The 26,234-nt window shown below is 61.0% G+C and carries 27 protein-coding genes and 1 tRNA gene; 17 read left to right on the forward strand and 11 right to left on the reverse strand.

The window, feature by feature from the left end:
• Positions 1-12: 12 nt before the first annotated feature.
• Positions 13-1,128: a porin gene (locus tag ACRTG1_RS20865; RefSeq protein ID WP_206547348.1), complete on the reverse strand. Its 1,116-nt coding sequence runs from the start codon at positions 1,126-1,128 to the stop codon at positions 13-15.
• Positions 1,129-1,625: 497 nt separating this feature from the next.
• Here ACRTG1_RS20865 and ACRTG1_RS20870 point away from each other — a divergent pair.
• The 3 genes from ACRTG1_RS20870 (at position 1,626) to ACRTG1_RS20880 (ending at position 4,302) form a co-directional block, all read left to right on the forward strand.
• Positions 1,626-1,716: transfer RNA gene (locus ACRTG1_RS20870), tRNA-Ser, on the forward strand.
• Positions 1,717-1,868: 152 nt separating this feature from the next.
• Positions 1,869-2,972, forward strand: a complete 1,104-nt coding sequence (locus tag ACRTG1_RS20875; protein ID WP_206547349.1) for a porin — start codon at positions 1,869-1,871, stop codon at positions 2,970-2,972.
• A 394-nt stretch (positions 2,973-3,366) separates the two neighbouring features.
• The gene (locus ACRTG1_RS20880; protein ID WP_432517070.1) at positions 3,367-4,302 is read left to right on the forward strand and encodes a tyrosine-type recombinase/integrase; all 936 of its coding nucleotides are present in this window, start codon (positions 3,367-3,369) and stop codon (positions 4,300-4,302) included.
• A 57-nt stretch (positions 4,303-4,359) separates the two neighbouring features.
• On the opposite strand, the gene ACRTG1_RS20885 is transcribed toward ACRTG1_RS20880, so the two are convergent.
• Both ACRTG1_RS20885 and ACRTG1_RS20890 read right to left on the reverse strand, forming a co-directional pair.
• Positions 4,360-5,256, reverse strand: coding sequence for an alpha/beta fold hydrolase (locus tag ACRTG1_RS20885; RefSeq protein ID WP_432517072.1), 897 nt, complete (start codon positions 5,254-5,256; stop codon positions 4,360-4,362).
• 67 nt (positions 5,257-5,323) lie between these two features.
• Positions 5,324-7,396 carry a transglycosylase SLT domain-containing protein gene (locus ACRTG1_RS20890; protein WP_432517074.1) on the reverse strand — a complete coding sequence of 691 codons (2,073 nt, stop codon included), beginning with the start codon at positions 7,394-7,396 and terminating at the stop codon, positions 5,324-5,326.
• A 240-nt stretch (positions 7,397-7,636) separates the two neighbouring features.
• Here ACRTG1_RS20890 and dapA point away from each other — a divergent pair, with 240 nt between their 5' ends.
• Together dapA and smpB are read left to right on the forward strand one after the other, a co-directional pair.
• Positions 7,637-8,518 (forward strand): 4-hydroxy-tetrahydrodipicolinate synthase, encoded by an 882-nt coding sequence (gene dapA / locus ACRTG1_RS20895; protein ID WP_206546606.1) that lies wholly within the window; start codon positions 7,637-7,639, stop codon positions 8,516-8,518.
• Between the two features lie 120 nt (positions 8,519-8,638).
• Complete coding sequence (gene smpB, locus ACRTG1_RS20900) at positions 8,639-9,112, forward strand: SsrA-binding protein SmpB (RefSeq protein ID WP_113154659.1); 474 nt, start codon at positions 8,639-8,641, stop codon at positions 9,110-9,112.
• Between the two features lie 37 nt (positions 9,113-9,149).
• Here the strand turns inward: smpB and ACRTG1_RS20905 are convergent, their stop codons facing one another.
• Together ACRTG1_RS20905 and ACRTG1_RS20910 are read right to left on the reverse strand one after the other, a co-directional pair.
• Positions 9,150-9,815 carry a uracil-DNA glycosylase gene (locus ACRTG1_RS20905; RefSeq protein WP_206546607.1) on the reverse strand — a complete coding sequence of 222 codons (666 nt, stop codon included), beginning with the start codon at positions 9,813-9,815 and terminating at the stop codon, positions 9,150-9,152.
• Positions 9,812-10,396 carry an NYN domain-containing protein gene (locus ACRTG1_RS20910; RefSeq protein ID WP_113154661.1) on the reverse strand — a complete coding sequence of 195 codons (585 nt, stop codon included), beginning with the start codon at positions 10,394-10,396 and terminating at the stop codon, positions 9,812-9,814. Before ACRTG1_RS20910 ends, ACRTG1_RS20905 begins: the two co-directional genes overlap by 4 nt.
• Before the next feature lie 293 nt (positions 10,397-10,689).
• Between ACRTG1_RS20910 and rpoZ the strand changes: the two genes are divergently transcribed.
• From rpoZ to recO, 10 genes are all read left to right on the forward strand, one after another.
• Complete coding sequence (gene rpoZ / locus ACRTG1_RS20915; protein ID WP_113154662.1) at positions 10,690-11,088, forward strand: DNA-directed RNA polymerase subunit omega; 399 nt, start codon at positions 10,690-10,692, stop codon at positions 11,086-11,088.
• A 131-nt stretch (positions 11,089-11,219) separates the two neighbouring features.
• Positions 11,220-13,469: a RelA/SpoT family protein gene (locus ACRTG1_RS20920; RefSeq protein WP_113154663.1), complete on the forward strand. Its 2,250-nt coding sequence runs from the start codon at positions 11,220-11,222 to the stop codon at positions 13,467-13,469.
• Positions 13,470-13,702: 233 nt separating this feature from the next.
• The gene (locus ACRTG1_RS20925; protein WP_297557883.1) at positions 13,703-14,020 is read left to right on the forward strand and encodes a hypothetical protein; all 318 of its coding nucleotides are present in this window, start codon (positions 13,703-13,705) and stop codon (positions 14,018-14,020) included.
• A gap of 93 nt (positions 14,021-14,113) precedes the next feature.
• Entirely contained in the window at positions 14,114-14,935 is an 822-nt protein-coding gene (locus ACRTG1_RS20930) for a methyltransferase, TIGR04325 family (RefSeq protein WP_432517077.1), read from the forward strand.
• Between the two features lie 255 nt (positions 14,936-15,190).
• Entirely contained in the window at positions 15,191-15,787 is a 597-nt protein-coding gene (locus ACRTG1_RS20935; RefSeq protein WP_206546610.1) for a DUF2062 domain-containing protein, read from the forward strand.
• Complete coding sequence (gene acpS / locus ACRTG1_RS20940; protein WP_113154668.1) at positions 15,784-16,191, forward strand: holo-ACP synthase; 408 nt, start codon at positions 15,784-15,786, stop codon at positions 16,189-16,191. Before ACRTG1_RS20935 ends, acpS begins: the two co-directional genes overlap by 4 nt.
• Positions 16,192-16,281: 90 nt before the next feature.
• Positions 16,282-17,031 carry a signal peptidase I gene (lepB, locus tag ACRTG1_RS20945; protein WP_206554744.1) on the forward strand — a complete coding sequence of 250 codons (750 nt, stop codon included), beginning with the start codon at positions 16,282-16,284 and terminating at the stop codon, positions 17,029-17,031.
• Positions 17,032-17,046: 15 nt separating this feature from the next.
• The gene (gene rnc, locus ACRTG1_RS20950; protein ID WP_206546611.1) at positions 17,047-17,766 is read left to right on the forward strand and encodes a ribonuclease III; all 720 of its coding nucleotides are present in this window, start codon (positions 17,047-17,049) and stop codon (positions 17,764-17,766) included.
• Positions 17,763-18,689, forward strand: a complete 927-nt coding sequence (gene era, locus ACRTG1_RS20955) for a GTPase Era (RefSeq protein ID WP_206547356.1) — start codon at positions 17,763-17,765, stop codon at positions 18,687-18,689. The genes rnc and era overlap by 4 nt, the downstream gene beginning before the upstream one ends.
• 18 nt (positions 18,690-18,707) lie before the next feature.
• Positions 18,708-19,448: a DNA repair protein RecO gene (recO, locus tag ACRTG1_RS20960; protein WP_432517080.1), complete on the forward strand. Its 741-nt coding sequence runs from the start codon at positions 18,708-18,710 to the stop codon at positions 19,446-19,448.
• A 7-nt stretch (positions 19,449-19,455) separates the two neighbouring features.
• Here recO and ACRTG1_RS20965 read toward each other — a convergent pair whose 3' ends face one another.
• Positions 19,456-20,697, reverse strand: coding sequence for an MFS transporter (locus tag ACRTG1_RS20965; protein ID WP_432517082.1), 1,242 nt, complete (start codon positions 20,695-20,697; stop codon positions 19,456-19,458).
• A 203-nt stretch (positions 20,698-20,900) separates the two neighbouring features.
• Here ACRTG1_RS20965 and ACRTG1_RS20970 point away from each other — a divergent pair, with 203 nt between their 5' ends.
• Both ACRTG1_RS20970 and ACRTG1_RS20975 read left to right on the forward strand, forming a co-directional pair.
• A complete protein-coding gene (locus ACRTG1_RS20970) occupies positions 20,901-21,416 on the forward strand; it encodes a sigma-70 family RNA polymerase sigma factor (RefSeq protein ID WP_206546615.1) in 516 nt (171 codons plus the stop codon).
• The gene (locus ACRTG1_RS20975) at positions 21,416-22,201 is read left to right on the forward strand and encodes an anti-sigma factor family protein (protein ID WP_432517083.1); all 786 of its coding nucleotides are present in this window, start codon (positions 21,416-21,418) and stop codon (positions 22,199-22,201) included. The genes ACRTG1_RS20970 and ACRTG1_RS20975 overlap by 1 nt, the downstream gene beginning before the upstream one ends.
• 66 nt (positions 22,202-22,267) lie before the next feature.
• Here ACRTG1_RS20975 and ACRTG1_RS20980 read toward each other — a convergent pair whose 3' ends face one another.
• From ACRTG1_RS20980 to ACRTG1_RS21000, 5 genes are all read right to left on the reverse strand, one after another.
• Positions 22,268-23,161: a mechanosensitive ion channel family protein gene (locus tag ACRTG1_RS20980; RefSeq protein ID WP_283799353.1), complete on the reverse strand. Its 894-nt coding sequence runs from the start codon at positions 23,159-23,161 to the stop codon at positions 22,268-22,270.
• 199 nt (positions 23,162-23,360) lie between these two features.
• Positions 23,361-23,975, reverse strand: a complete 615-nt coding sequence (locus ACRTG1_RS20985) for a YfbR-like 5'-deoxynucleotidase (RefSeq protein ID WP_432517084.1) — start codon at positions 23,973-23,975, stop codon at positions 23,361-23,363.
• Positions 23,975-24,832, reverse strand: a complete 858-nt coding sequence (locus tag ACRTG1_RS20990) for a YgfZ/GcvT domain-containing protein (protein ID WP_432517086.1) — start codon at positions 24,830-24,832, stop codon at positions 23,975-23,977. Before ACRTG1_RS20990 ends, ACRTG1_RS20985 begins: the two co-directional genes overlap by 1 nt.
• 107 nt (positions 24,833-24,939) lie before the next feature.
• A complete protein-coding gene (locus tag ACRTG1_RS20995) occupies positions 24,940-25,353 on the reverse strand; it encodes a hypothetical protein (protein ID WP_432517087.1) in 414 nt (137 codons plus the stop codon).
• Positions 25,354-25,436: 83 nt separating this feature from the next.
• Entirely contained in the window at positions 25,437-26,228 is a 792-nt protein-coding gene (locus tag ACRTG1_RS21000) for a hypothetical protein (protein WP_432517088.1), read from the reverse strand.
• Positions 26,229-26,234: the final 6 nt, after the last annotated feature.

The raw sequence follows: 26,234 nt of genomic DNA on the forward strand, positions 1-26,234 counted from the left end.
CGTAACTTCTGATTAGAAGTTGCGCTGGAAGCGGATGAAGCCGCTCCAGTGGTCGTCCATGATCGGAGTACCAGCCGGCGCATCAATGTTGGTGTAGTTGACTGCGAGCTTCGCGTCGAAGTTCTCGACGATCTCGTAATCCACGGTCAGACCAGCGTTGATGACATCAACGTCGCCGCCTGCGAGGTTCGAGATGAAGTCATGACCAACGGCGTCGTAGTACTGAGCACCGATAGAAGCCTTCAGCTTCGGCGTGAACTTGTAGCCGATGAGGCCGCCAACGGACCACTCCGAACCGAAGCGAGCAACGTTCGGCGTGCCGAAGCCGCCGAGATCGAACGGATCGGTCGAGTAGAAGTTGATGCCGCTTTCGTAGATCGCCATTGCCTGTGCAAACAGACGCTCGGTCAGGTCAGCCTTGACGATTGCCTTAAGAGCGAACTCTTCTGCAGTTGCGTCGTAAGCAGCGTAGAAGTCTGCAGTGCCCCAACCCTGAGCAACGCCAACCTTACCGACGAAGTTCGGCGTGTAGTCGTAGTTGCTGTCAGCCTCTTCGAGAGCGAGCGTGGCGGTGAAGCCGTTGCCTGCTGCGAAGGTGTAGTTGATGAAGTGAACGCGATCACCACCGCCATTGTCGAACTCACCCGAGATGGATGCGTCGTACAGCGTGTCGGAGAGACCCATGGAGAGGCCGCCGAGCGAGATGATTGCCTGCTGCAGACCAACGGTCGAGCCAACACCCGTGGAGTAGGCGTTGCCGTCGTTGACGTCCCAAGCAGCCGGGAACGTGGCGGTCGCACCGGTCGTGGACGTTGCGCGCAGCTTGATGAAGCCGCCGAGCGTGCCGTATTCGGTCTCGGAGCGGGCGTCGATGTTGAGCTCGCCGCGAGCGTACTTGCGCCAGCCGTCGTCGTTCTCGTTCCAGTTGATCTGGTAACGGACCATGCCGCCGATCTTCAGGCAGGTTTCGGTGCCCGGGATGTAGAAGAAGCCTGCGCCGTAGACGTCGCAAACGCGAACGTATTCCATCGGCTCCGGCTCGGGAACGATGATCGGGTCGGCTGCTTTTGCGCCGGTGGCAGCAGCTGCGAGAGCTGCGGAGCCGATGAGAAGGCTCTTGAGTTTCATGTTCTGACCTCCAGTCAAAGTTCTAAATGCGGGTCTGGGTATTTTTGCTGAAGGACAGCGTTCCCTGCCCCATCCCCAAGAATTGAAAAGTTCACGCTCTCGCGTCCCCTTTCCGAGCCTGACATTACTCATGGGGCCGCCGGGTTCAACCGCGATTACGCGGCAAGGCCCTCTGGCGACCTTCTATCCGGAATGGCTGTTGCACAAATGACACGATCTGAGCCGCCGGGTAAGCCTTTCTTAACACTTGGAGCCCGGATGAGCCCATAAGCGGAGGGTGTAGTAGGCCAATTCTACTGTGTTTCGGAGACGAATCGTGGGGAATCGAGAATGAAATGCCGGACGGAAGCCAGGCTTGATTCTCTGACGACTCTTCGCGGAACTGGCGTCGTCAGCGCTGTCCGCTGACGACGATGTGGAATTTCTCTATAATAAAGCATGGAAATTCGAATGCCGTATTGATTGTCGGTCCGGTTTTCTTTATCCAGCGTCTCGCCGGAGAGGTGGCCGAGTGGTCGAAGGCGCTCCCCTGCTAAGGGAGTAGACCCCAAAAGGGTCTCGTGGGTTCGAATCCCATCCTCTCCGCCATTTTCCCTTAGCTTTGACAATCCACCCAGCAGTTCAGACAAGCCGCACTTCGCGGTGATGGCCACCGACGCAGGTCGGATCCCGCCTGGATTCCCTTGTTCTCGGGCATTTTTGCTTCCACCGGTCTCATGATTCTGACTGGAGGTCAGAACATGAAACTCAAGAGCCTTCTCATCGGCTCCGCGGCTCTCGCAGCTGCTGCCACCGGCGCCAAGGCTGCCGATCCGCTTTTCGTTGCCGAGCCGGAGCCGATGGAATACGTCCGGGTCTGCGACGTCTATGGTGCCGGCTTCTTCTATATTCCGGGCACCGAAACCTGCCTGAAGATCGGCGGCTATGCGCGCTATCAGATCGACTGGTCGGATGCCGATGATTCCAAGCGTTCCCTCATGGGCGGGGATGTCTATGACGAGGTCTGGGAAACCTGGGGAGCCGGACGCAGCGATAAAGCTGGCGGCTGGCGCAAGCTCGCTCGGGCCAACCTGACAATCGACGCCCGTTCGGAAACCGAGTTCGGTACGCTGGGCAGCTTTATCGAGCTGCGGGCTGACGCCTATTCAGGTGTTTCTCGCCTCGGCGCGCCGAGCGGAAGTGGTCCATTCTCTGTCAATGGTGCAACGCGCGGCGCATATCTGAATCAGGCCTACATCACGCTTGGCGGGTTCTTCCTGGGCTACAAGAGCACGATCTTTGATCAGGGGCTCGGCGGTGAGTTCGATGCTGGCGGCTTTGATTCTTCGGTTCACACGCTGGGTTACACCTTTGTGCCGGGCAACGGCGTGTCGGTTTCGCTGGCGCTGGAAGAGAACGACTACAATTACGACTACACGCCCAATGTGGTCGGTAAGGTGGGTGTCTCGCAGGGCTGGGGGTCGTTCGACGCATTCGCAGCCTATGACGCAACGGCCAAGGAATGGGGCCTCAAGGGCTTTGCCCAGTTCAAGGCGACCAATCAGCTGAGCGTCGAGCTGCTGGCCACCTACTTCTCGGATCCGAGCCTCTACAGCAATGGCTATGACTACTCGGCCGGTGGTTACCTGAAATATGCTGCAACGCAGAAACTCTCGGTCGGTCTCGGCGGTCAGTACTTTGCTGACAAACATGGCTCCAAAGCCGACGACTGGGCTATTGGCGGTGTCATCGACTACGAGCTGGTCGAGAATCTCGATACCAAGATCGCCGTGAACTACAAGGATGGCGACAGCTACAAGGACGGCGCGATGAGCGGTTTCTTCCGCATCACGCGAAGCTTCTAACGAAGCAGCAGTGCATACCGGGATCTGGCGAGACTTCGCCGGGTCCCGGCCTTGGAGATATCGTTGTTGGCGGGCGCTTCGATCAATTGAGAGTGCTTTTGGTGACAGGGGTTGGCGACATCTTCGTGCAGGCTCTCCCATGGGTGGGTTTGCCAGTTCCGTTCAACAGGGCCGCTTAAAAATACAGACGAATGCCGCGGGGGCTCAGCGGGGCGGACGGATCAATAAGAATAAGCGTGTGTTCTTTGGACCATCAGTTAGTGGTGATGGTATCTCCGACAATCGGAGGTTGTGTACATGGGGAACTGGTACAAACTCGCTCCGTTGAGTTTCTTCGGAGGTCAGGACAAGGTTGAAATAAACGCCCTGAATTGCGTCCGGGACGCTCTCTGACATGGGGAGCGTCAGTCGTCTGGAAGAGGCATGGGGTGTTTCAGGAGAGGGCTACTCTGTCACTTTCGACAGTGAGCGGCTCCGGCTTGTCTCTGAATTCAGCCTGAAGGAGCTCTTTGCAAAGTATGGCGACATACTTTGGGAGCCTGGCTCGCACAAATACAATGTCACCTTCTTTATCGGGGAGCTGGATGAGCTCCTGATGGGGAAGCGCTTCAGCACATTCGGGCAGGATGCCCTTGATGCGTTGATCGGGAAATTGCGCGCTCGCGGAAACAGCAATGCGACCATCAATCGAAAGATGGCCGCGCTGAGCAAGCTTCTGCGGAAAGCGCATAAAATGGGTGACATTCACAGCCTGCCCGAATTTCGACGTCAGAAAGAGCGCTCCGGACGCATCCGCTTTCTCTCGTGGAGCGAAGAGGAGATGCTTTTCGCCGCGATCCGACGCCGCAGCGAAGATGCCTGGCGGCTTTCTGTCTTTCTGGTGGATACGGGGTGCAGGCTGGGCGAAGCCATCGGGCTGACCTGGAACGACGTACAGGGTGGACGCGCGAGCTTTTGGATCACGAAATCCGCGCGTGCGCGCTCCGTGCCGCTGACGGCGCGTGCGCAGAACGCTGCCGGTGTCCGGAAAGAGGGGCGGGAAGGGCCGTTCGCCATGCTGCGGCAGGCCCAGTTTCGCACCATCTGGAATGAAGCCAAGGCAGAGGTGGGACTCTCACAGGATACGCAGGTCGTGCCGCATGTGCTGCGCCACACATGTGCGTCGCGTCTTGTGCAGGGCGGTATTGATCTGCGCCGGGTGCAGATGTGGCTTGGCCACCAGACGCTGACAATGACCATGCGCTATGCGCATCTGGCGACCGGCGATCTCGACCCCTGCGTCGACGTTCTGGAGCGATGCTCCTGCGGGAAGATCACGACGGCCAGCTAGGCTCTGGTCCTGTGCCGGTGTGTTGGGGAGGGCGCTATCGCGGTCGGTGGGGGGGCTTTATCCAGAGTGTCGCGGTGCTTTTTCGGCCTGATCGACAAAGGCTGCGATGTTTTCCGGCAAATCACCGGTTTCGAGCAGTGGTGCGTGTCCCTGTCCGGGAACGACAATGGACTGCATGTCAGGATGCCGGGTTTCCATCTCGCCCAGTGTTTTCATGGAGAGAAGACGCGAATTCTCACCGCGCACCGCAAGAAGCGGAATGCCGGTCAGGCCGGAAAAGAGCGGCCATAGCTCCGGAAGCGGGCGATCCAGGTCTATCTCTTTGAGTGGCTTGACGAGTTTCGGATCGAAATCCGCCAGAAGGCTTCCGTTTTCCTGCCGATAGAGCGCACCGGTAAAGCGTTCCCAGTCTTCATCCGAAAGGGCGGAAAAGGCATCGCCGTGGATGGTTTTCTGGATCTCAATCGCTTCTTTGAGTGTGGCCGGTTTGGGCGCGCGTTGCAGATAGGAGCGGATCTGGGCAAGACCGTCTCCTTCCACCACCGGGCCGATATCGTTGAGAACAACTGCCTTCAAAAGGGCAGGCCGTGAGGCGCTGAGCGCCATGATAATCAATCCGCCACGCGAGGTGCCGATGAAGGCTGCGTGTTCGACGCCCATAACGGCAAGGCCGGTGGTGATATCGGCGGCCTCAATGGCCACGTCATAATGACGCCAGTCCGGGTCGCGGTCGGACAGGCCGCGTCCGCGATAGTCGAAGACGATGACCTTGCGCGGTTTCGGGGCATCGGTCGCGAGAAAAAGGGCGAGCGGGTGGAAGTCCCGCGCATTGCGTGTCAGGCCGGGAAGGCAAACCACGGGCAGACCGGGATTGTCCTCACCATAAACGCGAGCGTGAAGTTTCAGGCCATCCTGCGCCGTGTAGTAGACATCGCGAAAATCTTCTTCCGACACAGCTTCCCTCGAATGTCGCCTGTTTGCTGTTTGTATCAGACGGTTGGCGCATTGATCAGAGTCTCGATCAGCCGCCGACCGTCAGATCTTTTTCGATGTCGAACCGGCCGGTCAACTGCATCTTGTAGATCTGCAGATTCTCCATCACCCGTTGAACATAGTTGCGCGTTTCCGAATAGGGAATGCGTTCGATCCAGTCGACGATCTCCTCCACCGATTTTCCGCGTGGATCACCATAGCGTCCCATCCATTCCGTGGCGCGGCTCGGACCGGCATTGTAGCCGGCGAAAGTGAGGATGTAGGAGCCGTTGAAGCGCGCGAGCTGTTCTTCCAGATAGGCTGCGCCAAGCGTCACATTGTAGGTGGGGTCTGCCGTCAGGCGGGCGCGGGAATAGGGCAGGCCGCTCTTGCGCGCCATTTCCTGTGCAGTTGCAGGCATGAGCTGCAGGAGGCCGCGCGCTCCGGCGGGTGAGACGGCGGCGGCGTTGAACTCGGTTTCCTGCCGGGCAATGGCGTAGGCGAGGGCCTGTCGGGCGGACGGGATGGAGGCGGCGTCCGGGATTGCGCCGACCGGATGGGCAAGTGCGCCGATGTCCAGTCCGCGCCCGGCTGCGATCTTGCCGACGCGCAGCGCCGTTGTGTAGTCGCCTCGGTTTGCCGCCATATTGGCCAGAAGCGCCAGCTCGCCCGGATTGTCGAGCTGTTGCGCGAGTTTCCGGTAAAGGCTGCCAGCGCGCCATGCATGGCTTGTCTGTTCCAGGCTCTTGATTGCTCGCACCATCTCGCGGGCAAAAAAGTGCCGCCGGTTGTCGTCCCGGGGGGCAGGCGCATCGGCTGCAAGCTTTGATTGCCCAAGCCGGGCCGTCGCCAGCTGCCCGTAGAAGGTCGCGCCGAAGCGCGCTGCCTCTTTATAATGGGCGTCCGCATCCCCGGGGCCGCCGGCCTCTGCCGCGCGGCCGAGCCAGTAATGCGCTCTGGCGTTGGAAATCGGCCCTTCGGCGATCCCGGCGATGCGCGCGAAATGCTCTGCCGCCTTTTCAGGCCTGTCGAGCATGCGCAATGCATACCAGCCGGCATGGAACTCCGCATCGGCTGCCCGCGAAGGGCTTTCGGCCGCATGGTTCGCCGCGATCTTATAGGCCGTTTCCGCGTCATCGATATCCAGAAGCTCGCGGGAGAGGACGCGTCGCTCCACCCACCATTCATCCGGGTCGATCAGGCTTTGCGCATCCTGCGGCGCGGTCAGCATGACCTTTGCAGCTTCATCGAAACGGCCGCTGCGGCGCAAATAACGGGTTTTTGCGAAAAGATATCCGGCGCTCTGCTGCGCCTCGGGCACGGCGTCGAGCAGCTCTTCCGCATTTTTCTCGCCGCGAATGACCGCCGCCCATGCCTTGGTCAGTTCCACACCGCCGGCGCGTTCTGCGACGCGTTCGGCGGAGCGTATGCGCGCATTATAAAGCATCTGCTCCATCCGCACCCGGTGGTCGGCGGTTGAAAGCAGGGTGTCGAACTCTTTCATGAACGCTGTTTCGCGCGCCGCATCGAGTTTTGCCTCGCGCCAGAATGTGGATACCAGCGCACGCGCCTTGTCTTCCTGCGATAGCGCCAGATGCGCGCGGGCAAGCGCCACCGTTCCCTCAAAGGTTCGGGGCGGCATGTCTCCAAGCAGGGCGACGACCACATTGGGGCGCTGATTCTCGCGATAAAGCGCCCGCTCGCTGTGATCGCGCAGGGTGAGCATGCCGGGCCAGCCGGCGAGGTCGCCGGCAGTCTTGGCAATTTCGGCGCTGGACAGCGTGTCGCTGGCGGAAAGAACCAGAGACCAGCTCAAAATGCGGCGCTCGAGCCCGTTTTCCGTCATGCTGTTGCGCAGGGTGCGCGCCGTTTCGGGATCTCCGGTCGAGATGGCGTCCAGTCCCGCGATCATGGCGCGCATGTCGGTCGACTGACCGGTTTCGCCGTCCACGACATTGGGGCGCACGGTTGCACGGGTCAGCGCGTCAATCACGGCGCTGGGCGCAGTTGCTGCATCGGGACGCGCAAAGGGGATGGGCGCCATTTCGGGCAAAGACTGGGCCTGCACGATTGTCGAAACGGAGAGGAGAAGCAGCGGGACAAGCGCGGCTGATGTCTTCATGCAAAAAGCACCCGAACAGGTCGACCAGAGGTCCGACGATAATGAACCAGCGTGGACGCTGTTTTTTTCGGCGAGACGGGCCCGACCCCGTCCTGCTGAAGCAAACATGCCACTCAGGTCGGATTCTTGCGGGCAAGAGATGGCAAGACTATGGTGCGCCGCGACATCTTCGGCTAGAAGCATCCGTCGGCGGTTCTGGCCGTCATAATTGCATCCAATCTCATTCAGGAGTTCGACATTATGTTCAGGGGGTCTCTCACAGCGCTTGTGACACCGTTTGCCAAAGATGGCAGCCTGGACAAAAAAGCGTTTCGCGAACTCGTTGAATGGCAGATTGCCGAAGGCACGACGGGTCTTGTTCCGGTCGGCACCACGGGCGAAACGCCCACGCTGACGCATGAAGAGCATCGCGAAGTGGTCCAGATCTGCGTCGAGACGGCTGCCGGTCGCGTTCCGGTGATCGCAGGCGCAGGGTCCAATTCCACCCGCGAGGCCGTTGCGCTGGCCAAGTTCGCCGAAGAGGTGAAGGCCGACGCAGCACTGGTGGTCACGCCGTATTACAACAAGCCGACGCAGAACGGTCTCTATGAGCATTTTGCGACGGTGGCGCGTTCGACGAGCCTGCCGATCATCATCTACAACATTCCGCCGCGTTCGGTGATCGACATGTCGCCCGAGACCATGGGCCGGCTGGCGAAGGACTTTGCCAATATTGTCGGTGTGAAGGACGCAACGGCAAAGGTCGACCGGGTTTCAGAGCAGCGTCTCACCTGCGGCAAGGACTTCATCCAGCTCTCCGGCGAAGATGCGTCGGCTCTGGGCTTCAACGCACATGGCGGCGTCGGCTGCATTTCGGTGACGGCCAATGTGGCGCCGCGCCTGTGCGCGGAGTTCCAGGCGGCAACGCTTGCCAATGACAAGGAAAAGGCCCTTGAACTGCAGGACCGGCTGATGCCGCTGCACAAGGCGATCTTCATCGAGCCGGGCCTGTGCGGTGCGAAATATGCGCTGTCGCGTCTCGGCAAGGCCGAAAATCGGGTCCGCCTGCCGCTCGTGCCGATCGAGGCTTCCACCGCGGCGGCCATCGACGCAGCCATGCAGCACGCAGGCCTGCTGAAGTAGAGCATTTTGCAGCCGGGCAAATACGCCCGGCGTCGCACAAATGCGGTGAAACAAACGGGCATTCTTCTGCCCGCTGGAAGGCGGAAGCGCTCATGAGCGCTTCCGGCGCATTTGGGACACATGGCGAAAGACAAGAATCCGAACGTTCAGACGATTGCCGAAAACCGCAAGGCGCGCTTCTCCTATGAAGTGCTGGACACGCTGGAAGCCGGCATTGTTCTGACGGGCACCGAAGTGAAGTCGCTGCGCGAAGGGCATGCGAACATCCAGGAAGCCTATGCCTCGATAGAGGACGGCGAATGCTGGCTGATCAACTCGTATATCCAGGAATATTCCGCCGGCAACCGGTTCAACCATGAGCCGCGGCGCAAGCGCAAACTGCTGATCTCCAAGCGGGAACTCTCAAGGTTCGCCCAGTCAATCGAGCGGGAGGGCATGACCCTCGTGCCTCTCAAGCTCTATTTCAACGAGCGCGGGCTGGCCAAGCTCCAGGTCGCCGTGGCGCGCGGCAAGAAGCTGCACGACAAGCGCGAGACGGCCAAGAAGCGCGACTGGAACCGCGAAAAGGCAAGGCTCCTGAAGCAGAGCGGTTGATCCGCAGACTGCCGCAGAAGCGTTTCGCCATCAGAATCTAATTATCGAGAAATTCGCGTATATCGCGGAAAACGCTGACGAACATGTCTTCGGTCAGGCGACCGGTGTTCGTGTTGTAGCGCGAGCAGTGGTAGCTCGAGAATATGGAGAAGCCGGCGACTTCCTGGCGCGCGCCATGCGCGAACTTGTGTGCCGCGACGCGGCCGCCAAGGGCGCGCACGGTTGACTGATGCGCGATCACGCCGAGCGTCAGAATGGCCTTCATGTTTTTGAAGCGCTTCATCGTGGGGGCGAAAAAGTGTTCGCGGCAGGTGTTTATTTCCGAACCCACGGGCTTGTTTTCCGGCGGCACGCAGCGCACGGCATTAACGATTGCCGCATCGATGAGGGTGAGGCTGTCGTCTGGGCGCGCCTCATACTCTCCTTCGGCGAAACCAAAGCGTTTCAGCGTGCTGTAGAGGAGGTCGCCGGCGTAATCGCCGGTGAAGGGGCGGCCGGATTTGTTCGCGCCGCGCAGGCCCGGTGCGAGGCCGACAATCAGAAGCGAGACATTGTCGTCGCCGCCTTTGGGAAGAAAAGCCGGGACCGGCGCGTTGTGCCACTCGGGCTCCTTGACGCGCCAGTCTGCGATGAACTGGTGCAGGCGCGGACAAAGCGCGCAATCACGCGGCGGCTCGGTGGCCTGCGCCGGAACAGTGCTCATAGATCGTCGAACGTCTCGTCATCTTCAGGATCAGCCTTGCGGGAAGGCCGCTCGCTTGTCGCACGGCCAACTTCGTCGCGCAATGAGGAGAGATCGATGAAATTGTCCGCCTGACGGCGAAGATCGTCAGCGATCATCGGCGGCTGGGACTGGATGGTGGAAACGACGCTGACCTTGCGGCCCTTGCGCTGAAGAGCCTCGACCAGCGTGCGGAAGTCACCATCACCGGAGAAGATCACGTAATGATCGACCACGTCGCACAGCTCGAGCGCATCGATTGCCAGCTCGATGTCCATGTTGCCCTTGATCTTGCGGCGACCTGCGGAGTCGGTGAACTCCTTGGCCGGCTTGGTAACGACCTTGTAGCCATTGTAATCCAGCCAGTCGATCAGCGGGCGAATGGACGAATACTCCTGATCCTCCACCAGAGCGGTGTAGTAGTAGGCGCGCAGCAGGTAGCCGCGTTCCTTGAAGCTGCTCAGGAGCTTGCGGTAATCGATGTCGAACCCTAATGCCCGCGATGTGGCATACAAATTTGCGCCATCAATGAAGAGCGCTATCTTTTCCCGTGGATCGAACATCGTCAAATTTCCTGTTTCAAAAAAGGTTGGCGCACAAAACGAAAGCGTCGCGCCGGAAGGTGCCCAAAAAGCTATCTCTTATGAGGAAATAGCGCTGAACTATGATAGTTCCAACCAATATATAAATTCGTCATAATTACAAGCTGTGGGCTGGCGCGCCGGCTGCCATCACCGCGCCGCAATTGCGTGTTGATCGGAAAGCAAGCGTTGCGTCTCGGCCTTGAATTTTTCGGGCTGGCAGGGTATTGACGCGCTGGATTTCCTTGCAGATTTACGCATGAAAGGGGCACTGAATGGCCCGTGTGACCGTTGAAGACTGTATCGACAAGGTCGATAACCGCTTTGATCTCGTGCTCCTGGCGAGCCACCGCGCCCGCCAGATTTCGCAGGGCGAAGCAATTACCGTGGACCGCGACAACGACAAGAACCCCGTTGTCGCCCTGCGCGAGATCGCTGACGAGACCCTGTCTCCGGGCGACCTCAAAGAAGATCTGATTCACTCGCTGCAGAAGCATGTCGAGGTTGACGAGCCGGAAGCCGATCTCCCGGAGATCAGCGAGCCGTCCGCCGAGGCCGTGGAAGCAAGCGCAGAGCAGCCGGAGGAGGAGATTTCCTTCGACCGCATGAGCGAAGAAGATCTGCTCGCCGGCATCGAAGGCCTCGTGCCGCCGGAAAAAAGCGACGATTTCTGATCGACACGAATGTTCGGCATGGCAATCTCTTCCTTGCCGGAACATTCCTGCCTATCTTAAACATGCGCCGTGCACCTCGCGGCGCATGTTTTGCTTTGCGTAGACAACAATAAGAACAGAGGAAGCCGCCCATGATGCGTCAATACGAGCTTGTCGAGCGTGTTCAACGCTACAAGCCGGACGTCAATGAGGCGCTACTCAACAAGGCCTATGTCTACGCAATGCAGAAGCACGGTCATCAGCGCCGCGCCTCTGGCGATCCCTATTTTTCGCATCCTCTGGAAGTTGCCGCCATCCTGACCGACATGCATCTGGACGAGGCGACCATTGCTGTCGCCCTCCTGCATGACACAATCGAGGATACGAGCGCCACGCGCGCTGAGATCGATGAACTGTTCGGCCCCGATATCGGCAAGCTCGTCGAGGGTTTGACCAAGCTGAAGCGCCTCGATCTTGTTTCCAAGAAGGCGCATCAGGCAGAAAACCTGCGCAAGCTTCTGCTCGCCATTTCCGACGATGTGCGCGTGCTTCTGGTGAAGCTCGCTGACCGTCTGCACAACATGCGCACGCTCGATCACGTGCCCGAGCACAAGCGGCTCCGGATCGCCGAAGAGACCATGGACATCTATGCGCCGCTGGCCGGCCGCATGGGCATGCAGGACATGCGCGAGGAGCTTGAAGAGCTCGCCTTCCGCCACATCAATCCCGAAGCGTTTCGCGCTGTGACGGAGCGGCTGGCGGAGTTCTTCGAGCGCAATCGCGGGGTCATCAAGGCCATTGAAGAGGCGCTGTCACACCTCTTTACAGAACACCAGATCGAGGCGACGGTGAAGAGCCGCCAGAAGAAGCCCTGGTCGGTGTTCCGCAAGATGGAGACGAAGGCGCTTTCCTTCGAGCAGCTGTCGGACATTTTCGGTTTCCGCGTGCTCGTCGATACGGTCGAAGACTGTTACCGGGCGCTGGGCGTCATCCACTCCACTTGGTCGATGGTGCCGGGGCGCTTCAAGGACTACATCTCCACGCCCAAGCAGAATGACTACCGGTCGATCCATACGACGATTGTCGGGCCGTCGCGCCAGCGCGTGGAACTGCAGATCCGCACCTATGACATGCACGGCATTGCCGAATACGGTGTTGCCGCGCATTCGATCTACAAGGATTTCGGCGGCAAGGTGAACGGCGCGGATCACCGCATCTCGCGCGACACCAATGCCTATGCCTGGCTGCGGCGCACCATCGAGGCGCTGTCTGAGGGCGATACGCCGGAAGACTTCCTCGAAAACACCAAGCTGGAGCTGTTCCAGGACCAGGTTTTCTGCTTCACGCCCAAGGGGCGGCTGATCGCGCTGCCGCGCGGGGCAACGCCCATCGACTTTGCCTATGCGGTCCACACCGAGGTGGGCGACACCTGTGTCGGCGCAAAGGTCAATGGCCGGATCATGCCGCTCATGACCGAGCTGAAGAACGGCGACGAAGTGGAGATCATCCGCTCCAAGGCGCAGGTGCCGCCGGCGGCGTGGGAATCGGTCGTTGTCACCGGCAAGGCGCGCGCCGCCATCCGCCGCGCCACGCGAAACGCGATCCGCAAACAGTATTCCGGTCTCGGCGCGCGCATTCTCGAGCGCGCCTTCGAGCGGGCCGAAAAGACCTTTTCGCGCGATGCGCTGAAGCCGGTGCTGCACCGGCTCGGTCGGCAGGATGTGGAGGATGTTCTGGCTGCGGTCGGGCGCGGGGAGCTTTCCTCGCAGGACGTGGTTCGCGCCGTGTTCCCCGACTACAAGGACGAGCGCGTCACGCAGGCCCCCAAGGAGCGCGAGGAGGGCTGGTTCAACCTGCGCAATGCGGCGGGCATGCTGTTCCAGATCCCCGGCCGCTCTTCGCGCAAGGCCAAGCGCACCACGCGTGATGCTTCGGGCGAAACCCCGCAGGGCAGCGCTGTGCCGATTCGCGGCGTGACGGGCGATCTGCCGGTCAGCTTCGCGCCTGAAGGGGCGGTGCCGGGCGATCGCATTGTCGGCATTCTTCAACCCGGTTCCGGCATCACCATTTATCCGATCCAGTCGCCGGCGCTCACCGCGTTCGACGATCAGCCGGAGCGGTGGATCGATGTGCGCTGGGACATTGACGAGCACATGAAGGAGCGCTTCCCGGTCCGCATGTCCGTCACGGCCATCAACGAGCCCGGTTCGCTGGCCGAGATCGCGCAGGTGGTGGCCTCAAACGATGCCAACATCCACACGCTTGCCATGGAGCGCACCGCGCCCGATTTCACCGAAATGCTGTTCGATCTCGAGGTCTGGGACCTGAAGCATCTCAACCGGCTGATTTCGCAACTCAAGGAAATCACGAGCGTGAGCGATGCGCACCGCGTGAACGGCTGATCGCACGGGTGGGCAAGGCATCACAATGTTGCGGCCCGCTGTCCGATGGTGGTGGGGCATGCGCCAATAGGCGGTTGCGCCGCCCCGACAGTCAGCAAAATGGCCCGCCCGTTCGCAAATTGGTTACTTGCGGCGCGGCCGGGGTGAATTGACCCGACCAGCGCTCATGAACAACGTGCCGAATGCGCTGTTTCTGGCAAGATACGCCTTTGGCGAGACTGGGAGTAGGCGGGGTGATCGCGGTTTTCACCCTGATCGTTTTGCTGTTCTACCCAATGCCTGGGGCCAGCGCACACCCGGCTCCCGAGATGGCAACCGCAAGCGTGATTGCAGTCGCCGCTGATCATGGGCCTGAGGGCGGTGCTCATGATGACGTGGATGCCTCCGCTCAGGATTGCTGCGCTCTTCACTGCATGCCCATGGGGCAGTCCTCTTTCCATGCCATCCGGCCTGTGCGCTTCGCCGCGTGTCTGGCCGCTGATCCGGCAGAAAACATCTGCGCCTTTCAGGCTAAACGATTGCTCAAGCCGCCCCGTCAAAACCTCTCCTGAACATTCTCCCCGCGCGATCTGAACGCCTCACGCATCGCCGTGCGTTCGTCCGGGCGCGGGGAGGAACGCTCCTTCTGTTCAAGAGAGGCTGATATGAAAGCTCTACTGCATTTCGACAGTGGCGGGATCAAGCGCGCCGCCCGGCCGTTCCGCTCCGCCCTTTCAAAGCTGCATCTCGTCGCCCGCCGTGCGGAGCTGACGGGCGCATATCCAGACCGGCAAAGCGCCGTGCGCGCAGCGCCGGGCTGGGCGCTGACCGATTACGATCACGAAGCGGTCGTGCCCGTTGCGCTCGACAAGATGAGCCGGGTCATTGACTGGGATTACCCGATCCTCTTCTGGCTCGAACGGGAGTTGCGCGCACGCAATGGCGCGCCGTTGCGCCTGCTGGATGCCGGTGGGCATGTGGGCACCAAGTTCCGTGCCTTTCGTGACCTTCTGGACCTCTCAAGGGTGCAATGGCAGGTCTATGAACTGCCGGCGATGGTGAAGGCGGGAAGGGATATGGCGGTTTCCGAAGGTCTGGAGGCGCAACTCTCGTTTTGCGATTGCCTTGAGGAAATAGAAGAAGCGGACATCCTGCTTTGCTCGGGGCTGCTGCAATATCTGGATATGCCGTTTCCCGATTTCGTCAAAAGCCTGCCTGCGCGGCCAAGGGTCATCCTTCTCAACAAGGTCGCCTTAAGGGAAGGGCCTTCGGTCTACACGCTGCAGCGTGGCGGGCCGACCTATCTGCCCTACCATATCCGCAACAAGGCCCGCTTTCTGGATGATCTGGAGGCGCTCGGTTATCAGGTCGTCGACAGCTGGCGCATCCAGTATCTGGCGCATCAGGTTGCGAGTCACCCTGAACTCGGCTGGAGCGAAAGCCGCGGCTACATGCTTCAGGACAGGAACATGGCGCGCGTTTCATAGCCGCGCGTCATGCGGTCACTGATTGATCGGCGGCGTCAAAATTCTGCCGTTTCAGGCGCTTAGAACAATTGCGTTTCCGGCCATCTCTTCGGAAGCGCAATTGGTCGAGTGGTTGCCCTTGCCCCATCTGTCTCAGCTTGCCTATATCGATGCACAAACCGGTTTGCGGGAACGCGCCGTTAAGGAGGTCGGTCTTATAGGATCGGAGTGCTGGGGGAGAAGCATGTTGGCATTCGGGGGTGCGGTGTAGTCGCGATGTTGTTTCGACGTAGAAAACCTGCCGATTTATGGGAAAAGACGCGAACCCTCGTTTGGCCGCGTCGGTCTTTCTGGCGATCCGCACAATATTTCGTAAAGCGGGCCCTTCGGCTCACGGCAACGCCGCATGCCATCGCAGCCGGCGTTGCGGCAGGCGTTTTTGCGTCCTTCACGCCCTTCATGGGCTTTCACTTTTTCATCGCCGCCGGTCTGGCCTGGTGCCTGGGCGGAAACCTTGTCGCCTCGGCCATCGGCACCGCCATTGGAAATCCGCTGACATTCCCCTTCATCTGGGGCGCGACGCTCGAGACCGGGCGCATGATCCTCTACGGCGGCGATATTCCTCAGGGAGCGCCCATCCATCTGGGCAAGATGCTGAGCCATCTCGAATTCTCGCAGCTCTGGGAGCCACTCCTGAAGCCCATGTCCATCGGCGCTCTGCCGCTCGGGATCACCTTCGCTCTGGTCTTCTATTTTCTGACACGCTGGGCGGTTTTCGGGTTTCGTGAGCAGCGCCGCAAACGCCTTGCCGAGCGCGCACGCCGCAGGGCGAACCAGCAGGCCTTTGGTGCAGGGACGGCAACAAGTTCATGATTATCGGTATCGGAAGCGACCTGATCGACATTCGGCGCGTCGCAAAAACGCTCGATCGCTACGGCGAACGGTTCACGCAGCGTGTGTTCACGGAGGTGGAGCGCGCGAAGTCTGACAAGCGCCGCGAGCGTGCTGCCTCCTACGCCAAGCGCTTCGCAGCCAAGGAAGCCTGCTCCAAGGCGTTGGGCACGGGCATTTCGCGCGGTGTCTTCTGGCGCGAAATGGGCGTCGTGAACCTGCCGGGCGGCAAGCCGACCATGGAGCTTTCTGGACGCGCGCGCGAGCACGCCATGAACATGACGCCGCCTGGAATGAAAGTGCTTGTCCATTTGACCATTACCGACGACTTTCCGCTGGCTCAGGCATTCGTGATTATCGAGGCGGTTCCCGACACGGGAAACTGAGGCTGAAAACTGCGCAAGGGAGCGTTGTCGCATTGCCGCCGCCTTTCTGGCGCGATAAGACCGTGCCGAAACAGTCGAACCGAGGAAGTAATGAGCGTGGCTGACAAGACGAAGAAGAAATCGGGCGGGGCAGGCGAGACGGTGAGCGTGATCGTCCAGGCGCTTATTCTGGCGCTGGTTATCCGCACTTTCTTTTTTCAGCCATTCTCCATTCCATCGGGTTCGATGCGTCCGACCCTGCTAGAAGGCGACTATTTGTTCGTCACCAAGTGGGCTTACGGTTATTCACGCCATTCGCTGCCGTTCTCGCCGCCGCTGTTCTCCGGCCGTATCTGGGCGTCCGAGCCCGAGCGCGGCGATGTGGTGGTGTTCAAGTTCCCGCCGAACCCGTCCATCGATTACATCAAGCGTGTGGTTGGCCTGCCGGGCGACAAGATCCAGATGCGCGATGGTGTTCTCTTCATCAATGATGAGCCGGTGCAGCGCGAGAAGCTTGGCCAGATCACCGATCCCGACATCACGGAGATGGACCGCCCGGTCGATGTCTATCGCGAGACCCTGCCCAATGGCGTTTCCTACGAGACGCTGGACCTGACGGAGAACGGCGTGGGCGACAACACGCGTGAGTTCGTGGTTCCTGAAGGGCATTACTTCATGATGGGCGACAACCGCGACAACTCCGCCGACAGCCGTTTCTCGGTCGGTTTCGTGCCGGCTGAAAACCTGGTGGGCCGCGCCAATGTGATCTTCTTCTCCATCGCCGGCGGAGCGAGCCCGCTTGAGCTGTGGCGCTGGCCGTCGGAAGTGCGCCCGTCGCGCATTCTCAACTGGGTCGACTGAGCCTTGCCAAAAACCATGGCTGTCAAACGTCTGCGCGGACCCCAGCTCGTCGCTGAGGTGTCCCGGCGCACCGGGTTTGCTTACAAGGACGCCGCGCTGGTCGAGGAAGCGATGACGCATTCCAGCGCGCGCGGTCGCGCGGGCGTGGATTATCAGCGTCTTGAATTTCTCGGCGACCGGGTTCTCGGACTGGCCGTTGCCGAACTGCTTTTCGAAAGCTTTCCCAAAGCGCCGGAAGGCGAACTCTCGGTGCGCCTCAATGCGCTGGTGAATGCCGAGACGCTGGCCGAAGTCGCCGACGAACTGGATATCAGCCCGCTGATCCATATGGGCAGCGATTTGCGTGGGGCTGCGACACGCAAACAGATCAATCTGCGCGCCGATGTGATGGAAGCCCTGATTGCGGTCGTCTTCCTGGAAGCGGGGATCGACGCGGCCCGCACATTCGTTCGCACCCATTGGGGATCGCGCGCGCGGGCCAAGGGCGCTGACCGACGCGATCCCAAGACAGCGCTGCAGGAATGGGCGCATCAGGTTGCTGGCGTCACGCCAGCCTATAGTGTTGACGATCGGCAGGGACCGGATCACGATCCGGTCTTCTCGGTCGCCGTAAAGATCAAGGGTTATGACCCCGCATTCGGCAAGGGACGCTCCAAGCGCGAAGCCGAGCAGGCGGCGGCCACGACCATGCTGGAGCGCGAAGGCGTCTGGCATAGAAACGAGAACGTATCATGAGTGAAGACATATCGATTGACAGCCCGCAGGGTGAAACCCGCTCCGGCTTCGTGGCGCTGATCGGCGCGCCGAATGCCGGCAAATCGACGCTGCTCAATCAGCTCGTGGGCGCAAAAGTGTCCATCGTCACCCATAAGGTGCAGACGACCCGCGCCATCGTGCGCGGCATCGCCACCCATGAGAGTGCGCAGATCGTGTTCATCGACACGCCGGGCATCTTCAACCCGCGCCGCACGCTCGACCGCGCCATGGTCACCACCGCCTGGGGTGGGGCCAAGGACGCCGATGTGGTGGCGTTCCTCATCGATGCCGAACGCGGCATCAAGGGAGATGCGGCAGCCATTCTTGAAAAGCTCAAGGACGTCGCTCAGCCCAAGATCCTCATCCTCAACAAGGTCGACCGCGTGAAGCGCGAAACCCTTCTTGAGCTGGCGGCAAAGGCCAATGAGGCGGTGGCGTTCGAGCGCACCTTCATGGTCTCGGCGCTGCAGGGCTCGGGCTGCGATGACCTGCTTTCCTATTTCGCTGAAACGCTGCCGGTCGGTCCCTGGTACTATCCGGAAGACCAGATTTCGGATCTGCCGATGCGCCAGCTCGCTGCCGAGATCACGCGCGAGAAGCTGTTCCTGCGGCTGCATCAGGAAGTGCCTTACGCCATCCATGTGGAGACGGAGAAATGGGAGGAGCGCAAGGACGGGTCCGTGCGCATCGACCAGGTCGTCTATGTGGAGCGCGACAGCCAGAAGAAAATCGTGCTCGGCCACAAGGGCTCGGCCATCCGTGCCGTCGGACAGGCCGCGCGTGAGGAAATCGCCGATATTCTCGAGCAGAAGGTTCATCTCTTCCTGTTCGTCAAGGTGCGCGAAGGCTGGGGCAATGACCCCGAGCGCTACCGCGAGATGGGGCTTGAATTCCCGTCCTGACGGGAGGACAGTGGCCGCATGGAATGGCGCGACGAAGGGATCATTCTGGGCGTCAGAAAGTATGGCGAGACGAGCGTCGTCCTTGAAACGATGACGGCGGCGCATGGCCGTCATCTGGGGTTGGTGAAGGGTGGCCGGTCACGCCGCATGCAGCCACTCTTGCAGCCGGGCAATCGTGTTGATCTCGTCTGGCGCGCCCGGCTTGAAGAGCATCTCGGCGCGTTTCAGGTTGAACCTCTCGAGCTCAACGCCGCGCGATTGCTCGCCTCGGCCGTCGCCATTCACGGCATCCAGCTTCTGGCTGCACATCTGCGGCTCATGCCCGAGCGCGACGCGCATGCCGGGCTCTACGAAACACTCAAGGTCATCACGGCGCATCTGGACGATCCCGAGATTGCCGGGCCTCTGATGGTGCGCTTCGAGCTGGCGCTTCTGGATGAGCTGGGTTTCGGGCTCGACCTTGGAAAATGCGCGCTAACGGGAAGCCGTGAAGGGCTGGCCTATGTCTCTCCCAAATCGGGACGTGCGGTGACGCAGGAGGCCGGAACGCCGTGGCGCGACAAGCTTTTGCCATTGCCTGCATTCCTGACCACGCGGAACATGGCGGAGACGACGCGCGAAGCGCTGGACGACGCTTATCGTCTGACCGGCTTCTTCTTTCACCGCAATGTCTACGAGCCGCGCGGCATGGAAGAGCCTGATGCGCGCGGCGGTTTCCTTCTGGCGCTGGCCCGCTGCGCCGGGCGCGCCACGGACTGATCTTCGCTTACTCTGCCGGCGCGAGAGACGGGCGCGTCACGGCGGCTTCCCGGATCGGCATGTGAACAACGGCGGCGAACAGGCCGAGCAGCACGCCAAGCCACCACACGGGATCGTAGCTGCCGAAAACGTCGTAGAGATAGCCGCCCAGCCAGACGCCCAGGAAAGAGCCGACCTGGTGGGAGAAGAACACGATCCCGCCCAGAAGCCCCAGATGGCCCGTGCCGAACATGATCGCCACCAGACCGTTCGTCGGGGGCACGGTGGAGAGCCATAAAAGCCCCATGACGATGGCGAAGATGATGACGCTTGTGGGTGTCTGGGGCAGGAGCAGGAAGGCCGTCACCGCGATGGAGCGCGCGATATAGATCAGCGACAGGAAGCCCGGCTTTGAATAGCGTTGACCGATATAGCCGGACGCCAGAGAGCCGATAATGTTGAAAAAGCCGATCAGCGCCAGCGCGATTACCGCATAGCGCGCATCAATGCCGATATCGCCGATATAGGCGGGGAAGTGCGCGGTGATGAAGGCGACCTGAAAACCGCAGACGAAGAAGCCCGCAACCAGCAGAAGAAAACTGCGATGGCCGAAAGCCTCACGCAACGCTTCGCCGATGGTCTGCTTGAAGATCTCGGCGCTGTTTCTGGCGGTGGCGGCATTGCCGACGAGCGGGATTGCCAGAAGCGGCACCACCAGCATGGCTATGCTCATATAGACAAGCGTGTCCGACCAGCCGAATGCATCAATCAGCCCCTGACTGATCGGGGCGAAGACGAACATGCCGGCCGAGCCGGCGGCAGTCGCCAGACCGAAGATCAGGCTGCGCTTGTTGGCAGGCGTGCTGCGCGCGAAGGCCGCAAGAATGATGCCGAAGGAGCCGCCCGCGACGCCGAGCCCCACAAGCACGCCACCGCCGATATGCAGCATGGCTTCGCTGGTGGGCATCGACATCATCAGAAGACCGGCAGCGTAGATCACCGCAGAAAGCGCCAGAACCCGCCAGGTTCCAAACCGGTCTGCTATCGCGCCGAAGATCGGCTGACCGACGCCCCAGAGCAGGTTCTGGATCGCCATGGCAAGGCCGAATGTGGTGCGGTCCCAGCCGGTTTCGGCCAGAAGCGGGAGCTGAAAGAAACCCATCGCCGAACGTGGGCCGAAGTTCAGTGCCGCGATCAGGCATCCGCAGACAACCACCAGCCAGGGAAAAGAGGGCTGGCCGGCATCCCGGCTGGTGCTTTGCTGTGTCATGGGAGTTTGCGCCTTGCGGTTCCAGTGTGGGAGGACGTTTCGGCGTGCAACCTAGCTCAGCAGTGCAACTGTTTTAATCGACAAATTGTGCACGAAAGATCAGTTTTTCTCATAATTTAGCTGGCGTCATGGGAATAAACCGGCGGACAGAAGCGTTGATGTAAAAGAAGCATCAGGACCCGTCCGAAAGACGGGCAGGGGGCATGGACGGCAGACGAAAGGCGATTGTCGGCGAGATACCGGGGCTCCGGCGCTATGCGCGCGCGCTCATGCATGATGCCGATGCCGCTGACGATCTCGTGCAGGACTGTCTGGAGCGCGCTTTTCTGCGGCTCGACAACTGGCAGACCGGAACGTCGCCGCGCCGATGGCTCTTTACGCTGATGCACAATCTTTTCGTGGATGGCGTCCGCGCGCGCAAACGGCGTGGCGAGGTGTCCGATCAGGTGGCGTTCGATGCGCCGGATCTGTCGAGCGCGCCGGAACAGAATGGCGTTCTTGATCTGCGCGACGTGCTCGACGCCCTTCAGGACGTGGCGCCCGAGCGGCGCGCCGCCATTCTGCTGGTCGGCGTGGAGGGCATGAGCTACGCCGAGGCTGCACAGGTTCTGGACATCCCGACGGGAACGCTTATGTCGCGCGTGGCGCGCGGGCGGCAGGATCTGCGTGACGTGCTCGATCTTGCGCGGCGGCGGCGCATTCTCAAGGCGGTGGAATGATGACGCAACGCAGCTTTGATGAGAGAGACATCCACCTTGCGCTCGATGGCGAGTTGCCGGCCGAGGACATGGCTGCCTATGAAGCCTGGCTCATGGCGCGACCCGACATGCGGGCGCTCAGCGCGCGCTATGCTTCCGACCGTGCGCTTCTGCGCGAGACGCTCTCGGGGCTTGCCGGTGAGGAGCCGCCGCAGCGATTATCTGATGTGGGGCTGGGAGCCGGTCGACGCAAAAGCCCGGCGCGCCGCCGCAGCATGGTTGCAGCGGCTGCCGCGCTGCTTCTGGCAGTGGGGGTGAGTGCCGGATATTGGGCAGGGCGCACAGGCTTCAATGGTGCTGAAACACTCGCCACGCTTGAAGTCGTGGGGCAGGCGGTTGCGGCGCATCAGGTTTATGCGTCGGAAAAGCTGCATGTGGTCGAGGTTGGGGCGAGCGATCGCAACCATCTGGTCGGCTGGCTTTCAAACCGCGTGGGCACCCAGCTGGTGGCGCCTGATCTGAGGCCGGAGGGTTTCGACCTCATGGGCGGACGGCTTCTGCCTTCGGGCGACAAGACGGCAGCGCAGTTCATGTATGAAGACCCGGAAGGCGAGCGGGTTTCTCTTTATGTCGCGCACTGCCTTCAGGATGAGAAAACAGGCTTCCGCCTGTTCGAGGAGGAGGGTAGCCGCGCCTTCTACTGGCATGAAAACGGGTTTTCCTACACCGTGGCCGGTGCGATCCCGCAAGCGCAGCTGCTGGAGCTGGCGAATGCCACCTATCGCCAGCTGATCGCCGGCAGGTGATGCCGGGTTGGTTGCTCTGAAGAAAAGGCGTTCCACCCATCCTGTGAACGGGTGGAACGGTTTGGTTCAGCCTTTTGCAAGAGCCTTTGTGGCGCCGCCGGAGGCGGGCTTCTTGCTGTCGAGCGGCAGGTAATGCACATCGCGCTGCGGGAAGGGAATGGAAATGCCCTTCTCGTCAAACGCCTGCTTGGCCGCCTTCGTCATGTCGAGGCGCGTCTGCCACCAGTCGGCGGTCGAGGTCCAGTAGCGCAGCGTGACGGCCACGGCGCTGTCGCCAAGTTCGGACACGTAGGTCACCGGTTCCTGATCTTTCAGAATGCGCTCGTCGGCAGCGGCCAGATCCATCATGGTCTGCTGCGCCAGATCGATGTCGTCGCCATAGCCGATGCCGATCACCAGGTCGTTGCGGCGGCGCGAGTTGCGCGAATAATTGGTGACCGAGGTGTTCCACAGCGAGCTGTTGGGCGCGAGAATGTAGAGGCCGTCGACGGTCTTCATTTCCGTGGCGAAGAGGCCAATGGCCTGGATGGTGCCGGAAATGCCGCTGGCTTCCACGAACTCGCCGACCCGGAAGGGTTTCAGGACCAGCAGCATGATGCCGGCCGCCACATTCTGGAGCGTGCCCTGAAGCGCAAGGCCAATGGCGATGCTGGCGGCGCCCAGCGCTGCAATGATGCTGGCGGTTTGCACGCCAAACTGGGCGAGTACCGTGACGCCGACGAGAACCAGAACCGCATAGCGGGCGACCTGGGACAGGAAGCTGGTGAGCGTGGCGTCGAAGGAGCGGAAATGCTCGAGCGTGCGGCGCACCCATTTTTCGACCATGCCCGCGACGATGAAGCCGGCAATGATGAGAATGATGGCGCCGAGAATCGAGAAGGCGTAGGAAACAGCGAATGCGCTGACCTCCGCCCAGGCCGCCTGGGCAGCGGTCGTGATGGTCTCAGTTTTAAATTCCATTGTGGGGGACGTCTCCGTGCCATTGTGGTCGTTTGCGGCGTGCGAGGGCTGGAAGAAACTTGCCCTCCCTTTGTGTGCGGCGCGCCGTGAGCGGCCGACAGGCGCTCGACTGCGAAAGCCGGCGAACACCCGTGTCTAACAAGCCTTGCATCCGGCTGTAAATCCGGCGTGACAGGGAGGAGAATACAAAGCCGGCTGCTCAGCCCTGCCGGCCAAGCTCGATTTCCGCAAAGCGCGCGAGGAAGGCTTCCTGCGCCAGTCTGGGCGGCTGGGGGGCGATTGCGATGCCTTCCGGTGGCATGCCGCGCGGGCGGCCGAAAAACTTCGCCGCTTCGGGAACCTCAAAACCCGCCAGTTGCGTCGCTTCGTAGAAGGCGGCGATCTGGTCGGCGCGTTTGATGGCCTTTTTCAGCTTTTGCGAGAGGTCGGGCGGAAGCGAGAAGCGCAGATGGATGGCTGTCTGAAGCCGCTTCTCGACGGATTTGTAATCATCGCCCAGCGTTGCCTTGAAGGGCGAGATCATGTCGCCGATCACATATTCGGGAGCATCGTGCAGAAGCGCGGCGAGCGCATGGTCCGGCGTGGCGTCGCCCGAAAGCTGGCTGAAGATCTCTTCCACGAGAAGGGAATGCTGCGCGACGGAATAGGCGTGGTCACCCCTTGTCTGCCCGTTCCAGCGCGCGACACGCGCAAGCCCGTGTGCGATGTCGATGATCTCTACATCGAGAGGTGAGGGATCGAGCAGATCGAGGCGGCGGCCGGAAAGCATCCGCTGCCAGGCGCGCATTCCGGTCTTTGCCGTCGGGGGCGCCATCAGCCCGCATCTCCGTCACTGGCCGGAAAGGTGAACGTCGCCCAGGCCGGAATGGCGAGGGTCACTTCGGTTTCGCCTGCGGTGATCGGGTTGCCGGCGTCCATCGCGTCCTTCACCCGGTCGATCCGGGCGATGGCGAGCGCCTGATTGCCGGACACGGTTCCAAGCGCGCCCAGCGGCTTGCCGCCTGCCCTGAGCTCGGTTCCGGCGGCGGGCAGGTCTGCATCGGCCTGAGCGATCAGAAGCCTGCGGCGCGCGGTGCCGCGATGGTGCATGCGCGAGACGACCTCCTGACCGACATAGCAACCCTTCCTGAGGCCGACGCCGCCATTCTGGTCGAAAAGCACATCATGGGGAAAGGCGTCGCCGAGTTCGTAGTCGCTGCCGCTTTCTGCAACGGCATGGGCGATCCGCAGGCGGTCCAGATCCTCGACGCCGGCATCCTGTGCGGGCGCATCTCCATAGTGCCGATAGACCGTGATGGTCTCTGGGAAACGTTGGTCGATTACGGTTGAATCACTGTATGAAGAACCAGAATCACTTTCCCATGAAACAGAGATAACACTCTGTTCAGGCGAGGAAATCTGAGCCTTGGCGCGCAGCTTGTAGAGCGTGAGGCGCTTGACCAGATCTGCTGCAATATCGGCCCGGCATTCGATGCGGAATGCTTCGTCGCCCGCCCTTGAGATCAGGAAATCGAACAGGATCTTGCCCTGCGGCGTCAAAAGCGCCCCGGGGCGACACTCACCGGAGCCAAGCTTTGCGAGGTCCGTGGTGATCACGTTTTGCAGAAAATGTTCGGCCTCGGGGCCCTCAAGCGTGAAGAGCGCGCGATTGTCGAGATGGCAGGTCGGCATGGTTGATCCGGGGAAGATTCTAGATAGGGCCTGCCCTCTAGCTAGGATGCTTTTGCGCTGGCGACAACCCGGCTTCTTTGTCTGAGGCCATGCCCAGGGGCCTGACCCTAGCGCCCGGTCTTTTCACGCAACCGCGCCGCCGCTTCGGCGAGCGTTCTCGCGCTTTTCGCGCTCAGCCCGCCATCCTGATAATCACGGCGGATCGCATCTTCGATTTCATCGGCGATGCTGTCGAGGGAGGGGCCTCTGTCGGTTCCTTGAGCACTTCGGTGATCGAACAGATTGATCCAGTGGTCCGTGTCGCGGCCAAAGCGCATCAGGCGATCCAGATAGATTTCCGCACTGCCATCGCGCGACAGAAGGCCAAACAGGCCCGCAGCCAGCGAGAGCGGGCTCATGACCACGTCGCGAAGACCATCGGCCATCAGCTTGACCTGAAAGAGAACCACGCGGCGCACCAGCCGCGTTCGTTGGCCCGAGCTTTTGGAAGTTGCAAAAGCACCGGCTCGAGGCTTCGCCATCCCGTTCATGCGTTCCTCCCTGAAACTCAATTGGATATGGGGGCGCAGTGCCCGATTGCAAGAAATGCGGTCTTCGCTTGCAGTCAGTCTCCGGCGACGAAGAAGGACCAGCGCCCCTCAGGCGTGATGCCCACACGATAGAAGATGTAAGCGCCGAAGCTCTTCATGTCTTCATAGTCGCCGGCCGTGACGAGCGTGAAGAGTTCCACACGTTGCTTCTTGTCGAGCGTTTCCAGCGGCAGGGCGAAGAAATAGGGCCAGACATACATTTCCTGCGGCGTGCCCTGATCGAGATGCACATAACCCGCCTGCAGAACCTCAAGCAGGATTGCGAGAATTTCCTGACCTTCCTCGTCGCCTGATAACTCCAGAAGATGCTCAAGCGGGTCGCCCTCCAGAAGGCCCAGCGAGAGGCGCGTTCCGGTTTCGCTGTTGCCGATCAACGGGCGCAGCTGTTCGAGATCGCCGCTCTTGGTCGCTTCAACGATCAGGCCATGCATGCGGCGCACGGGTTCGGGCAGCTGCTCCAGATCGTACTGAACCTGAGGGATATTCTTGCCGATCTCGGTGTCAGGACGCACCGTGTCGCGCAGGGGGGTGTCCTTCAGGGGCGTCGCACCCTCTGCGTCGCCGGGCGTATCGCTGTTTCCGGCAGGCATGCGGATGGGCGGGGGAAGCGGAACACGCTCCACGCTGTCGGTGTCTGCTTCTTCTTCCGCTGCCGGTGCCTCATGCAGTTCGCTCAGCGCCAGCGCCGGGGTGGCGGCCCCCATGGTCAGCAGCAGCGCTACCGGTCCGGCCAGAAGTCGCCATCCGGGCCCGGCCAGCGACAGCGGGGTTGCAAGGCTCTGAACGTTCAGGAGATGCCGCATCATTATCAG

The sequence above is a fragment of the Nitratireductor sp. PBL-C9 genome, assembly GCF_050877045.1.
Classification (GTDB): Bacteria; Pseudomonadota; Alphaproteobacteria; order Rhizobiales; family Rhizobiaceae; genus Nitratireductor; species Nitratireductor aquimarinus.

Coding starts and splice junctions, on each gene's coding strand:
- ACRTG1_RS20910 (WP_113154661.1), bottom strand. CDS start 10,396: ATGTTCGATCCACGGGAAAAGATAGCGCTCTTCATTGATGGCGCAAAT.
- rpoZ (WP_113154662.1), top strand. CDS start 10,690: ATGGCCCGTGTGACCGTTGAAGACTGTATCGACAAGGTCGATAACCGC.
- era (WP_206547356.1), top strand. CDS start 17,763: ATGAGTGAAGACATATCGATTGACAGCCCGCAGGGTGAAACCCGCTCC.
- smpB (WP_113154659.1), top strand. CDS start 8,639: ATGGCGAAAGACAAGAATCCGAACGTTCAGACGATTGCCGAAAACCGC.
- acpS (WP_113154668.1), top strand. CDS start 15,784: ATGATTATCGGTATCGGAAGCGACCTGATCGACATTCGGCGCGTCGCA.
- ACRTG1_RS20970 (WP_206546615.1), top strand. CDS start 20,901: ATGGACGGCAGACGAAAGGCGATTGTCGGCGAGATACCGGGGCTCCGG.
- ACRTG1_RS20980 (WP_283799353.1), bottom strand. CDS start 23,161: ATGGAATTTAAAACTGAGACCATCACGACCGCTGCCCAGGCGGCCTGG.
- ACRTG1_RS20990 (WP_432517086.1), bottom strand. CDS start 24,832: ATGCCGACCTGCCATCTCGACAATCGCGCGCTCTTCACGCTTGAGGGC.
- ACRTG1_RS20930 (WP_432517077.1), top strand. CDS start 14,114: ATGAAAGCTCTACTGCATTTCGACAGTGGCGGGATCAAGCGCGCCGCC.
- ACRTG1_RS20965 (WP_432517082.1), bottom strand. CDS start 20,697: ATGACACAGCAAAGCACCAGCCGGGATGCCGGCCAGCCCTCTTTTCCC.
- ACRTG1_RS20995 (WP_432517087.1), bottom strand. CDS start 25,353: ATGGCGAAGCCTCGAGCCGGTGCTTTTGCAACTTCCAAAAGCTCGGGC.
- ACRTG1_RS20880 (WP_432517070.1), top strand. CDS start 3,367: ATGGGGAGCGTCAGTCGTCTGGAAGAGGCATGGGGTGTTTCAGGAGAG.
- ACRTG1_RS20905 (WP_206546607.1), bottom strand. CDS start 9,815: ATGAGCACTGTTCCGGCGCAGGCCACCGAGCCGCCGCGTGATTGCGCG.
- rnc (WP_206546611.1), top strand. CDS start 17,047: ATGGCTGTCAAACGTCTGCGCGGACCCCAGCTCGTCGCTGAGGTGTCC.
- ACRTG1_RS20920 (WP_113154663.1), top strand. CDS start 11,220: ATGATGCGTCAATACGAGCTTGTCGAGCGTGTTCAACGCTACAAGCCG.
- ACRTG1_RS20890 (WP_432517074.1), bottom strand. CDS start 7,396: ATGAAGACATCAGCCGCGCTTGTCCCGCTGCTTCTCCTCTCCGTTTCG.
- dapA (WP_206546606.1), top strand. CDS start 7,637: ATGTTCAGGGGGTCTCTCACAGCGCTTGTGACACCGTTTGCCAAAGAT.
- recO (WP_432517080.1), top strand. CDS start 18,708: ATGGAATGGCGCGACGAAGGGATCATTCTGGGCGTCAGAAAGTATGGC.
- ACRTG1_RS20865 (WP_206547348.1), bottom strand. CDS start 1,128: ATGAAACTCAAGAGCCTTCTCATCGGCTCCGCAGCTCTCGCAGCTGCT.
- lepB (WP_206554744.1), top strand. CDS start 16,282: ATGAGCGTGGCTGACAAGACGAAGAAGAAATCGGGCGGGGCAGGCGAG.
- ACRTG1_RS21000 (WP_432517088.1), bottom strand. CDS start 26,228: ATGATGCGGCATCTCCTGAACGTTCAGAGCCTTGCAACCCCGCTGTCG.
- ACRTG1_RS20985 (WP_432517084.1), bottom strand. CDS start 23,975: ATGGCGCCCCCGACGGCAAAGACCGGAATGCGCGCCTGGCAGCGGATG.
- ACRTG1_RS20935 (WP_206546610.1), top strand. CDS start 15,191: ATGTTGTTTCGACGTAGAAAACCTGCCGATTTATGGGAAAAGACGCGA.
- ACRTG1_RS20975 (WP_432517083.1), top strand. CDS start 21,416: ATGACGCAACGCAGCTTTGATGAGAGAGACATCCACCTTGCGCTCGAT.
- ACRTG1_RS20875 (WP_206547349.1), top strand. CDS start 1,869: ATGAAACTCAAGAGCCTTCTCATCGGCTCCGCGGCTCTCGCAGCTGCT.